Raw genomic sequence first — 12,017 nt, 5'->3', positions numbered from 1 at the left:
GTTTATTATTCCACCATAATCAACAATGCATTCCGCTCTGTTTACCTAGTATCAACAGACTCAAACCGTTATAAAAGCGGGCTGAATATTTATCAGTAACTGCTGGCCGCCCGGAAACCTGCCTGAAACAGGGCCTGTCGGCGCATCGTCATATAAAGAGGACTTTATGGGAAAGACTGAACCCAACATCCGTTATGGATTACCCCTGCTGCTTGGCTCGCTGTTAACCCTGGTGGTTGGCTGCAGCGAGCAGAAATCTGCCGGTGCTGCTGCTCCTCAAATGCCCCCGCCAGCCGTTGAAGTGGTCACCCTGCAGGAACAAACCCTGGTTCTGACCGACCTGCTGCCGGCCCGTGTTACGGCTTATCGTTCGGCAGAAATACGCCCTCAGGTCAGCGGTATTATTACCAAGCGCTTCTTTGAAGAAGGGGCCACGGTCGCCGCCGGTGACAAGCTGTACCAGATTGATCCAACCCTGTACGAAGCGGCACTGGCCAGTGCCAAAGCCCAGCTGGCCGTGGCCGAAGCCAATGCCTACGCCGCCAAACTGAAGGCCGAGCGCTATAAAAAGCTGTCCAGGAACGCTTCCATCAGTGAACAGGAACTGGATGATTCCGAAGCCGCTGCCAAGCAGACCGAAGCCCAGGTACAGGCCGCCAAAGCCGCTGTGCGCAGCGCCCAGGTTAACCTCAGCTACACCGAAATTACCGCTCCCATTCCGGGCGTTATCAGCCGTTCCAATATTACCGAAGGCGCCCTGGTCTCTGCCCAGCAGGCCAATCCGCTGACCACCATCCGCCAGCTGAACCCGGTGTATGTGGACATTCAGCGTCCGGCCGGCGCCCTGATGGCAATGAAAAGCACCGGCTTAAGCCGTGACGTAACAGTAGAACTGGATAACGGCACCGCCTATGGCGAAGTTGGCCAGCTGCAGTTTGCCGATGTCAGCGTCGATCCGGGCACCGGCACCGTCAACGTGCGCGCCCTGTTCCAGAATGAAGATTCCGTATTGCTGCCGGGTATGTTTGTGCGGGCCAAAGTTCCGAATACCCGTCTGGAAAATGCCCTGCTGATTCCGCAGAAAGCCATTATCCGTCAGGGCAGTGCCGTCACCACCGCCATGGTCGTGAACAGCGACAACATCGTGGAAATGCGGGTGGTGGAAGTATCCCGCGCCGTGGGTGACCAATGGCTGCTGAAGCATGGTCTGCAGGCCGGCGACCGCGTGATTGTGAATGGTATTCAGAAAGTTCAGACCGGCATTCCGGTAACACCGGAAGATGTAACCGACCGCAACGCGGCAACTCAGGGTTAAGGAGCGGTAACCGTTATGGCCAAGTTTTTTATCGATCGCCCGATTTTTGCCTGGGTGATCGCCATTATCATTATGCTCGCCGGGGTGCTGTCATTAGTGCAGCTTCCGGTGCAGCAATATCCGACCATCGCCCCGCCCTCGGTGCGTGTTTCGGCCAACTACCCGGGTGCGTCGGCCAAGATTCTGGAAGACAGCGTTACCCAGGTAATCGAACAGAACATGACCGGCCTGGATGGCCTGCTGTATATGTCGTCGCAGAGCAACAGCTCGGGCAACGTTACGATTAACCTGACCTTTGCCCCGGGCACCAACCCCGATATCGCTCAGGTACAGGTGCAGAACAAACTGTCGCTGGCAGAAGCCCTGCTGCCGCAGGAAGTTCAGCAGCAAGGTATCAGCGTCAACAAGGCCTCTTCCTCGTTCCTGATGGTGGTGGGCCTGATTTCCTCGGACGGCAAATTAACCCGTAATGACCTCTCCGACTTCGCCAACAGCCAGTTAAAAGAACCGCTGTCGCGGACGCCGGGCGTGGGTGAAATCCGTGTGTTTGGGGCACAGTACGCCATGCGTATCTGGCTGCAGCCGGAAAAACTCAATGCGTACGGCTTAACGCCGCTGGAAGTGCGTCAGGCTGTCGCGGAACAGAACACTCAGTTTGCCGCCGGCCAGCTGGGTGGTTTACCGGCGGTGGAAAATCAGCAGCTGAACGCGACCATTCAGGCGCAAACCCGGCTGGAAGATGTCGGTCAGTTTGAAAACATTCTGCTGAAAGTAAACACCGATGGTTCACAGGTGCGTCTGAAAGACGTCGCCCGCCTGGAACTGGGTGCAGAAAACTACATGGCCGAAGGCCGTTATAACGGCATGCCGGCTACCGGTATGGCGATTCAGCTGGCCAGTGGTGCCAACGCGCTGGATACCGCCGCCGCCGTGCGGGCCAGAGTGGAAGAAATGCAGCGCTTCTTCCCGCAGGGTGTGGAAGTGGTTTACCCCTTCGATACCACCCCGTTCGTGCGCATCTCTATTAACGAAGTATTCAAAACCCTGGTCGAGGCCATCATCCTGGTATTCCTGGTGATGTTCCTGTTCCTCGGTAACCTGCGCGCGACGTTAATTCCCACCATCGCTGTGCCGGTGGTCTTGCTGGGTACGCTGGGCATTATGGCGGCCTTCGGTTTCAGCATTAACACCCTCACCATGTTCGGCATGGTGCTGGCCATCGGCCTGTTGGTGGACGATGCCATTGTGGTGGTGGAAAACGTCGAACGGGTCATGCACGAAGAGGGCCTGCCCCCGCGTGAAGCCACCCGCCGTTCCATGGAACAGATTACCGGCGCCATTATCGGTATTGCGCTGGTGCTGTCGGCGGTATTCGTCCCCATGGCCTTCCTCAGCGGCTCGACCGGCGTAATTTACCGCCAGTTCTCCATCACCATCGTTTCCGCCATGGTGTTGTCGGTGCTGGTCGCTCTGGTACTGACGCCGGCGCTGTGCGCGACCATGCTGAAACCCATGCATAAAGGCGAACTGCACGAGCAGAAAGGCTTTTTCGGCTGGTTTAACCGCCTGTTTGACCGTGCCACCAAAGGCTACGTCAGCAGCGTTGGCGGTACCGTAACCCGGCCGCTGCGCATGATGGCAGTGTATGGCGCCCTGTTGCTGGTGCTGGCGGTTATTTATATGCGCCTGCCCACCTCCTTCCTGCCCACCGAAGACCAGGGCGTGCTGATCAACCTGGTGCAGCTGCCGCAAGGCGCCACCATGGAACGTACCAATGAAGTGATGGATAAACTGAAAGCGCATTACGACACTGAGCCGAGTGTGGAATCGGTGTTCTCGGTGGCGGGCTTCAGTTTTGCCGGTCAGGGGCAGAACATGGGTATGGCGTTTGTGAAGCTGAAAGACTGGAGCGAGCGTCAGGATCCTTCGCAGTCGGCCGGTGCCATTCTGGGCCGCGCCTGGGCTGGCCTGAGCCAGATCAAAGATGCCACCATCTTCCCGATCAACCTGCCGCCGATTCCGGAACTGGGTACCGCCTCGGGCTTCGATATGATGCTGCTCGACCGTAACAACCTGGGCCATGAAGCCATGACCGGCATCCGTAACCAGCTGCTGGGAATGGCAGCACAGGATCCACGGCTGGCGCGGGTACGACCGAACGGTATGCCCGATGTACCGATCTTCCGCATCGATGTGGACTACGAAAAAGTAAAATCGCTGGGCATTAATATCAGCGAAGTGAACCAGACCCTGAGCACCGCCTGGGGTGGTTCTTATGTGAACGACTTTATCGACCGCGGCCGGGTTAAAAAGGTGTACATGCAGGCCGATGCGCCTTACCGCATGCTTCCGGAAGATTTAGGCCAGCTGTATGTGCGTAACCGCGAGGGTGAAATGGTGTCATTCAACGCCTTTGCCAGCACTCACTGGGAGTTCGGCTCACCGCGTCTGGAGCGTTACAACGGCGTACCGTCGATGAACATTCAGGGCGAAGCTGCACCGGGTATGAGCACCGGTGATGCCATGGCCGCCATGGAAGAACTGGTATCCCGCCTGCCCGCCGGGGTGGGTCTGGAGTGGACTGGTATGTCATACCAGGAACGTATGGCCGGCTCGCAAACCCCCTTCCTGCTGGCAATTTCGCTGTTGGTGGTATTCCTCTGTCTGGCGGCGCTGTATGAAAGCTGGTCGGTCCCCTTCTCCGTGATGATGGTGGTGCCACTCGGCGTGCTGGGTGCCCTGCTGGCGGCGGTATTGCGTGAGCTGAGCAACGACGTGTACTTCCAGGTCGGTCTGCTGGCCACCATTGGTCTGTCGGCCAAGAACGCCATTCTGATCGTGGAATTTGCCAAGGCGGAATTTGAATCCGGCAAAGAGCTGGTAGCCGCCACCATGGAAGCCGCGCGTATGCGTTTACGCCCGATTCTGATGACCTCGCTGGCCTTCACCCTCGGCGTACTGCCGCTGGCGCTGAGCACCGGCGCCGGCGCCATGAGCCGTCAGGCCATTGGTACCGGGGTAATCGGCGGCGTACTTGCGGCGACCTTCCTGGCCATCTTCTTCGTACCGCTGTTCTATGTGCTAGTGATGAAGCTGAGCCTGAAAATGGGTAACAAGCATAAGCCGATACCCACCGATCACTGAGTGAACGGGTAACACCAAAACGGGAGCTGCGGCTCCCGTTTTTTATGCCTGCCCAACCGGCATTAACCGTTCTTTTTTCAGCCGTTCTTTTTCAGCCGTTCTTTTTCAGCCGTTCTTTTTCAGCCGTTCTTTTTCAGCCGTTCTTTTTTCAGCAGTTCTTTTTTCAGCAGTTCTTTTTTCAGCAGTTCTTTTTAATGCTGGCGCGCAGCCGCTCGCGGCGCAGGGTGCGTTTCTGCAGGGCGGTCAGGCTGGTATCGGTATAAGAACGGCGCTCAAATTCGCGCAGCGAATCGCGCGCCTGCTGGCAGCGCTGCTGCTGTTTTTCCCGAGCCTGGTGCTGCTTTTCCTGCCGCAGCCGTTGTGCGCGGCGCTCTTCCTGCACCTGTTGTTCACGCTCGCGCCAGTTGATGAGCGACGGCACGTCCGGTGGCGGCTGCATGGTGTTCAGCGGTTGTTGCTCCACCACGTCCGCGCCCTGCCCGCGCGGTGGTTTTTCACCAAAATGCGTCTGCCCATTGGCGTCGGTCCAGCGATAGATTTCAGCCTGTACCGGCAGACTGATTACCAGACCTAGCCAACATATAAAAAATAACATCCCTGTGTGCATCGTACGCTCCCCCGCTATGAAATTTTGACCACCTCACGCAGCATTAACTGCAGAGTCTTCTGGCCACGGAATTCATTAATATCCAGCTGAAACGCGGCCTCAACCCATTGCACTGACGGGTCCGGCCACTGGCTGGTATCAATGCCAAACCAGATGGCATCCAGCACCAGATCACTGCCTTCGGGCTGCAACACCAGTTTCAGATGCTTCTCGCCAACAATACGCTGCTGCACCAACCGGAAGCGGCCACTGAACAGCGGCTCGGGAAAGGCCTGGCCCCAGGGCCCGCCCCAGCGCAGCTGTTGCGCCAGTTCAAAACTGAAATCGGCGGCGTTTAAGGCACCATCAGTTTCCAGCCGTTGCTGCAATTGTGCTTCGGTGAGATGCCGCCGGCAGACCTGATCAAACAGCCGGCTGAATTCGTCCAGCCCGTCGGCTGCCAGCGTTAAGCCCGCCGCCATGGCATGACCGCCGAATTTTTTCATTAAATGCGGTGCTTGCTTGTGTACTTCGTCCAGCGCGTCGCGCAAATGCAAACCGGCAATGGAACGCGCCGAACCTTTCAGCCAGCCCTGATCGTCAGCCGCCAGCGCAATCACCGGACGGTGGGTTTTTTCTTTGATGCGCGAGGCCAGAATGCCGATTACGCCCTGATGCCAGTCGCGTTGAAACAGCACCAGCCCGGTGGGCAGATTGTTACCGGCATCGAACTGCTGCAGATACCGCAATGCTTCGGCCTGCATCCCCTGTTCAATATCGCGGCGGTCGCGGTTCATTTCATCCAGTGTTTGTGCCAGCTGCTGCGCACGCCCCGGGTCATCGGTGAGTAAGCACTCAATGCCGAGTGACATATCGTCCAGCCGCCCGGCGGCGTTCAGTCGTGGTCCCAGCGCAAAACCAAAATCAGCGGCTACTAAGCGCACCGCTTGCCGGCCCGCCACCTGAATCAGGGCCATAATACCGGCACTGCTGTGGCCGGCGCGGATACGGCGCAGGCCCTGCTCGACCAGAATGCGGTTGTTATCGTCCAGCGGCACCACATCGGCCACCGTGGCAAGAGCGACCAGATCAAGCAGCTGCGCCAGATTGGGTTGCGGGTCGGGCAGTTTATTCAGCTCTGACAATCGCGCCCGCAGCGCCAGCATCAGATAAAACACCACGGTGCAGCCGCAGGCGGCTTTGGAGGGAAATTCACAGCCTGGCTGGTTCGGATTCACGATGGCAGCCGCATCCGGCAAGGTCGCAGCTGCCAGATGGTGATCGGTCACCAGCACCGGCACACCGGCCGCTTGAGCTGCTGCAATACCCTCATGCGAGGCGATGCCGTTATCCACCGTCATAATCAGATCGGGCTTTAGTGTCAGCGCCACTTGCACCAGCTCGGGCGACAGGCCATAACCGAAATCAAAGCGGTTCGGCACTAAGTAATCCAGTTGCTGCGCCCCCAGCATCCGCAAGGCGCGGATCGCCAGCGCCGTACTGCTGGCACCATCGACGTCGAAATCGCCGACCACCAGCAGTTTTTTGCCCTGCAACACCACCGGCAACAGCAGCTCCACCGCCTCGGTAATGCCTTTCAGGCTCTGCCACGGCAGCAGGCGTTTTAAGGTCAGTTCCAGCTGTTCTGGCCGGCTGATGCCGCGCGCACCATAGACCCGCGCCAGTACCGGGTGCACCGGCAAAGCCCCGGGATCGGTTAATAACGGTCGCTGCGTAATCTGCACCATCGAAGAAATATCCTGCTGCCAGTGGCTGACGAAAGGGCGGCAGTTTAGCACAGCGCTATTCATCGTTGCGGGGGCGCCAATAACGGGCAAAACGCGGCAAGCCTGTGCTGGTGTAACCCTGATACTGAAACGTGATGCGACTGCCAACCGGTGGTGGTGCCAGCCGTTCGGCATCGGTAAAGCCGCTGCCGATGCGTAACTCACGGCCGTTATCCAGCCGCACCAGCACCGAGCCGAGCATGCCCTTGAATTTACCTTTACCCGGCAGATGCGCCAGCACCGTGGCTTCAGCATCATCGAAGGCTTTCAGTTTGATTAAATCGCTGCTGCGCCCACCGCGATAGGGCGCCTGCTGATGGCGCAGCATTAAGCCTTCGGCCCCGGCTTCGGTAAATTCCTGCAATTGCTGCTGTAATTCGCCATGACTGCTTACCGTCCATTGAGGCGCTACCAGCAGCTGCGGGCGCTGCACGGCATCGGCGAGGCTCTGTAAAAAATCCAGCCGCTGCATAAAACCGCCCGGCTGTTGTGGTGCATCGAACAGCATATAGCGCACCGCCTGCCATTCAGGCTGGTACTCCGCATGATCCGGTAAGCGCTGCACCAGCGCGGCGGCCCGGGAAAATTCACCGCGGCCAAACCATAACTCGCCATCTAAAGACTGTGCCGGCAGCTGCCGCCGGAAAAAATCCGGTATTGGCAGCGCATTACCCTGACGGGTGAGTAACTGCTGACCATCCCAGTAGGCCCGCACACCGTCGTATTTCTCACTGATGACATAGGCCGTGACATCCAGATCATCACGATAAATCTGCGCCAGAGTGATATCCGGTGTTTCGCTCAGGGCAACCGGGCTGGTGACCAGTAGCAGAAAGAAACAAAGCAACAGCGGCATGACGCCTCCTTGCACAATCATCAACGAAGCCATCATCAAGCCAGCCGGTCAGATAAAGACCAATGACCGCGGTGGAATTTCACACTTTTTCCCGAACTGGCCTCAGCCACAGGCAGGTCTTTGCCTTGACAGCCTCCGCTGCAATACCGATGCTGATGCCTGTTTTTTCCTGACGGACAAATACTGCATGCGTTGTTATCTGCTGGGACTGGGCAGCAATCTTGAGCCTCATAAACACCTGCCCGGTGCCATTACCGAACTCGCTCATCTGGGGCGAATTACCGCGCAATCACCCGTGGTTACCACAGCGCCGGTGGGGGACACCTTTCACCATGAATTCTGCAATCAATTATTGGTGCTGGAGTCGGATTTATTACCCGGCCCGCTGAAACAGCGGCTGCAACATATTGAAGTAAAGTTAGGCCGGGAGCCGAAAAATCCGGGCCGCAAAACCAAAGACCGCACCATTGATATTGATATTCTCGCCACGGCCAATACCGCGGAGGAATGCCGGCAAGCGACACTGGAAGAACCCTATTATCTGCGCGTACAACAACAGTGGCAGGCACTATGAGTAAACGCATATTCATTACCGGCGCCGGTCGCCGGTTAGGCAAAACCCTGGCACAACATTTTCTGCACCAGGGCTGGCAAGTGGTGGCGCATTTTAATTCCGCCTGCGAGTTAGAAACGCACCCTGCACTGACTGCTGTGCAGGCCGATTTATCCGACCCTGCCAGCATTCGGGCGTTGTGCACGCAATTAAAGACACTGGGGCAGTTTGATGCGGTGATTCATAACGCCTCATGCTTTGTGCCCGATGCCGCGGCCACCGATCTGGCACAACACATTGCGCAACATCAGAACGTGCACGTCACCGCCCCAGTGATGATTACCGATGCACTGAAATCGCAGTGGGCAGACGACGCAGCCATGATCAGCATCAGCGATATTTACGCGGATATTCCCAATCAGCGTTTTGCGGTGTATTGCGCCGCCAAAGCCGGCTTACAGAACTGGTCGCTGAGCATGGCGCAGCGCCTGGCGGGTAAAGTACGGGTGAATGTGATTCAGCCGGGGCCGGTGCAGTTTTTACCCGAGCACGATGACGCCTACCGGAAAAAGGTCTTGTCGCAGTCGTTGATTGGTGAAGAGCTGGGTTACGGCGCAATTGTGCAGGCTTGTGATTATTTACTGGCTGCCCGTGCCGTTACCGGCACGGTGATGCGCGTAGACGGTGGCCGCTTTGTGGCCAACCGCTACGATCAGACGTTTAGTTAGCCGGCTGCAGCACTTTCACTTTATTAAAATGTGCCTGCACCTTTTCCTCATTATTAAACGGCAACGTACGGTTGGTCCGTGACAGCCACAGATCAATGCCATCGTCATAATGCGGCGAAGCCGGGTTGCCAGACTGGCCACCGGCAATCACCAGTTGCAGCGGCTCTTCGGCACTGAAATCCACCACTAATCGCATGGCCGGAATATTCCACACACCATAATCTTTGCCGAGACTGTAACCCGCCACGTTCAGGGTATTACGGTTGCCACCGGCCGGATACGGGCCGCGATCGGTGTATTTCGCTAAGCGCTGTACGGCAAATTTCTGCACACCGCTTAACCACGGCAGCATGTGCGTGGTTTCGGTTTGCCAGTGGTAATAAGCCAGTTGGCCCCACTGCCATTGCTGGTCATCGTTACCCAAGGTTTGTTGCAGATAATCCCAGGTCGACACCAGCGCGGCAGCAATAATATCGCCGGGATTTTCCGTAGCATCGGTACGCACATCATCCCAGAACGGCGCCCAGTCACCGCCAGGCGTTTTGCGGCCGAGCAGATGATCCTGATAACCGGAATAAGCACGACCATTCATGGCCATTAACGCGGTCCACAAACGACCATCATCCGGCCCCAGCTCATCCAGAAAGATGGCACGGATCAGGTTGTGTTCAAACGCTCCCCATACCGCCGCACTACGCGAGTTTTCTTCCAGGTTGCCATCGAAATTCATCAGAATATTCAGCGTTTTTTCTGCGCTTAATTGCTGCTCGGCAGTCAGACGACTGGCTGCCGTATCGATCAGGGCCGCCCATTCATCGCTCTGCCACAGTTGCTGCACTTTCCCTATCAGTAAATCATGGCGATCGGCCTGCATCGCCACCATATTGGCCGCATCGTGATCGTTACGTTCGGCAAGCAACTGGCGGGCACGTTCACCGCGCTCCGGGTAATACCAGGAACTGGTTAAGGTTGGGGTAAAACCCGGCCCGACGGTACGGTCGTTGCCCGTGGCCACAAACCCGGCCTGCGGGTTACGCACCCGTGGCGTATCGGCACCACCCCAGGAACCTGTCCAGTCGTAATCACCCGTCCAGCCCGGGCTGGGGAAATGGCCAGTGCCGTTTTTGCGCAGCGGATAATTACCGGTAATTTGCCATTGAATATTGTCTTTATCACCGGCGATGACGTTCAGGTGAATAAACCCCACACCATTCAATGCCTGTTCGGCTTCATCCAGATTTTTCGCCTGCCCTAAACGGAAAAACGAATCGATGGTGGTGTCGGGAAATTGTGCCGTCCAGCTTAAGGCCAAACCGTATAATGAATCCGTCGCCATCGGAATCATTTCATGCTTGGGTTTTCCTTTTACGGCCGGGTTCAGTAACGGACCATGACGGGTGCTCTGTACGGTAAAGGTTAAGGGTTCTTCACCTTTAATAGTCAGCGTTTCGGTGCGACTTTGCACCGGATACCACTCGCCCTGATACAAATACTCCGTTACGTCATCACGCTGGCGCAATTGCTCCAGAAAAATATCCTGGGTATCCGCCATCACCATGGTTTCACCCCAGCCAATGTGGCCGTTATAACCCGCCACCAAGGCCGGAATACCCGGCAGACCAATACCAACCCCGGAATATTCCGGGCTGCGCGCGCCCATTAACATCCAGGTAGACGGGTGACTGAGTAATAAATGCGTGTCGTTAGCCACTAATGACGCGCCATTGGCGGTATGGTCTTTGTGTACAGCCCAGTTATTCGAGGCCGCCAATCCCTGACCATTAATACGCTTCATCTGCTGTTCAATACCGGACAGAAAATCCAATTGAGGGCGTAACTGTTGTGCCGCCAGCGCCACATCGGCTAACTTGCCGGCCTCAGCCAGATCAATCGGCTCATCGGGGAATATTGGCGCCAAATACGCGGTTTTTTCGGCGCCGACTTTTTCGGCAATCTGTAAAAAAGCCAGCTCTTCATGCAGGTTAAAACCCACGCCCAGATTCAGCATCACGAATAACCCAATGGTGTTCTCCGGCTGCCAGGGTTCCGGGGTGTAACCGTTCAGGGTTAATTCCAGCGGAAGGCGGTCTTTGTGCGTTTCTATATAAGCATTCACACCGGCGCTGAAGCCGGTTAAATGGGTTTTCAGCTCATCACCCACCGCCTGATAACGTTCAGCAATAATCTGCGGCACGCCTAACGTGCGCATATAAACGTCCATATCCACACCCAGCGGCCCAACCATTTCGGATAACCGTCCGCGCGCCAGTAAATTCATGGATACCATCTGTGCCAGACGATCTTCCGCCATGGCATAACCAATACCGAACGTCAGGTCGGCAATATTCTGTGCCTCAACAAAAGGAACACCGTATTCATCGCGGCGGATTTCCACGGGTTGTTGCAGGCCGGCCAGCATTACCGTGCCTTCTGGCTGATCCAGATTACGGGCAGCTACCCAGTCGAATAATGAAGAACAGCCGGTTAAGCCGCCTACCGCCATTGATGCCAACAAAGTATGTTTTAACAGGATTTTAGCTTTCATTTTTTCTTCTTATTCAGCAAATCGGAAGGTCATGGCGACAGTATGACTAAGGCCCCTTCAGCCAAACAGGGAAAAATCCGCCAAAGTACGGAACATTCGCCCCACTGACACAAACTCAGTGCGCCGGATCAATGCCAACATGGTCTTTCTTTGCCATAATCACTTACCTATTAATAAGTAGTTACATTGTTTCATTGCCTGCCGTAACGAAAGGAACTTCCGATGCCAAACCACCGCTCTAAACGCAGCCCGGCCGATACCGACAAATCGAATGCCCCGCTGCGTAAAAAGCCGCTGACCAAAACCATTCTGGACCCGGCCGGTGCGGAAGGCCGTACGGTAGCGACGGTTTTCAAGCCGCTGGAAGAAAAGGCCCGGATAGGCTTTTTCTATACCACTGACCAAAACAGCGATTCGCGGGACTGAGCCAACACAAATAGCCGAAAGCTATTGCAAGAATAAAAATAATTACCCATCACTATCCACCTGCTTCACTACACTGG

Annotated in this window: 9 protein-coding genes; 5 read left to right on the top strand and 4 right to left on the bottom strand. The window is 56.4% G+C overall.

What is annotated here, in order from left to right; translation table 11 throughout:
- Positions 1–166 precede the first annotated feature (166 nt).
- On the top strand, positions 167–1,315 hold the full coding sequence (locus GJQ55_RS04645; RefSeq protein WP_228346342.1) for an efflux RND transporter periplasmic adaptor subunit: 1,149 nt from the start codon (positions 167–169) through the stop codon (positions 1,313–1,315).
- Positions 1,316–1,330: 15 nt separating this feature from the next.
- On the top strand, positions 1,331–4,459 hold the full coding sequence (locus tag GJQ55_RS04640; RefSeq protein ID WP_228346341.1) for an efflux RND transporter permease subunit: 3,129 nt from the start codon (positions 1,331–1,333) through the stop codon (positions 4,457–4,459).
- A gap of 178 nt (positions 4,460–4,637) precedes the next feature.
- Here the strand turns inward: GJQ55_RS04640 and GJQ55_RS04635 are convergent, their stop codons facing one another.
- Genes GJQ55_RS04635 through GJQ55_RS04625 form a run of 3 tightly spaced genes read right to left on the bottom strand, consistent with a single transcriptional unit; the run spans position 4,638 to position 7,688 of the window.
- The gene (locus GJQ55_RS04635; protein ID WP_228346340.1) at positions 4,638–5,066 is read right to left on the bottom strand and encodes a DUF4124 domain-containing protein; all 429 of its coding nucleotides are present in this window, start codon (positions 5,064–5,066) and stop codon (positions 4,638–4,640) included.
- A gap of 14 nt (positions 5,067–5,080) precedes the next feature.
- Entirely contained in the window at positions 5,081–6,844 is a 1,764-nt protein-coding gene (recJ, locus tag GJQ55_RS04630) for a single-stranded-DNA-specific exonuclease RecJ (protein WP_338149183.1), read from the bottom strand.
- Positions 6,845–6,848: 4 nt separating this feature from the next.
- The gene (locus GJQ55_RS04625; RefSeq protein ID WP_228346339.1) at positions 6,849–7,688 is read right to left on the bottom strand and encodes a DNA ligase; all 840 of its coding nucleotides are present in this window, start codon (positions 7,686–7,688) and stop codon (positions 6,849–6,851) included.
- Positions 7,689–7,875: 187 nt separating this feature from the next.
- Here GJQ55_RS04625 and folK point away from each other — a divergent pair, with 187 nt between their 5' ends.
- Positions 7,876–8,262 (top strand): 2-amino-4-hydroxy-6-hydroxymethyldihydropteridine diphosphokinase, encoded by a 387-nt coding sequence (gene folK / locus GJQ55_RS04620; RefSeq protein WP_228346338.1) that lies wholly within the window; start codon positions 7,876–7,878, stop codon positions 8,260–8,262.
- Positions 8,259–8,969 (top strand): SDR family oxidoreductase, encoded by a 711-nt coding sequence (locus tag GJQ55_RS04615; protein WP_228346337.1) that lies wholly within the window; start codon positions 8,259–8,261, stop codon positions 8,967–8,969. The genes folK and GJQ55_RS04615 overlap by 4 nt, the downstream gene beginning before the upstream one ends.
- Here the strand turns inward: GJQ55_RS04615 and GJQ55_RS04610 are convergent.
- Positions 8,962–11,514, bottom strand: coding sequence for a penicillin acylase family protein (locus tag GJQ55_RS04610; protein ID WP_228346336.1), 2,553 nt, complete (start codon positions 11,512–11,514; stop codon positions 8,962–8,964). The two genes, GJQ55_RS04615 and GJQ55_RS04610, sit on opposite strands and share 8 nt — an antisense overlap.
- A 222-nt stretch (positions 11,515–11,736) precedes the next feature.
- Here GJQ55_RS04610 and GJQ55_RS04605 point away from each other — a divergent pair, with 222 nt between their 5' ends.
- Complete coding sequence (locus GJQ55_RS04605) at positions 11,737–11,940, top strand: hypothetical protein (protein ID WP_228346335.1); 204 nt, start codon at positions 11,737–11,739, stop codon at positions 11,938–11,940.
- The last annotated feature ends 77 nt before the right edge of the window (positions 11,941–12,017 follow it).

Origin of the sequence: Venatoribacter cucullus, from assembly GCF_016132445.1 — a bacterium.
Taxonomy (GTDB): Bacteria; Pseudomonadota; Gammaproteobacteria; order Pseudomonadales; family Oceanobacteraceae; genus Venatoribacter; species Venatoribacter cucullus.
This window is presented reverse-complemented; position numbering and strand designations above follow the sequence as displayed.

Bases quoted from the DNA above. Each gene is read 5' to 3' on its own strand.
- GJQ55_RS04645 (WP_228346342.1), top strand. From the start codon at position 167: ATGGGAAAGACTGAACCCAACATCCGTTATGGATTACCCCTGCTGCTT.
- GJQ55_RS04640 (WP_228346341.1), top strand. From the start codon at position 1,331: ATGGCCAAGTTTTTTATCGATCGCCCGATTTTTGCCTGGGTGATCGCC.
- GJQ55_RS04635 (WP_228346340.1), bottom strand. From the start codon at position 5,066: ATGCACACAGGGATGTTATTTTTTATATGTTGGCTAGGTCTGGTAATC.
- GJQ55_RS04625 (WP_228346339.1), bottom strand. From the start codon at position 7,688: ATGCCGCTGTTGCTTTGTTTCTTTCTGCTACTGGTCACCAGCCCGGTT.
- folK (WP_228346338.1), top strand. From the start codon at position 7,876: ATGCGTTGTTATCTGCTGGGACTGGGCAGCAATCTTGAGCCTCATAAA.
- GJQ55_RS04615 (WP_228346337.1), top strand. From the start codon at position 8,259: ATGAGTAAACGCATATTCATTACCGGCGCCGGTCGCCGGTTAGGCAAA.
- GJQ55_RS04610 (WP_228346336.1), bottom strand. From the start codon at position 11,514: ATGAAAGCTAAAATCCTGTTAAAACATACTTTGTTGGCATCAATGGCG.
- GJQ55_RS04605 (WP_228346335.1), top strand. From the start codon at position 11,737: ATGCCAAACCACCGCTCTAAACGCAGCCCGGCCGATACCGACAAATCG.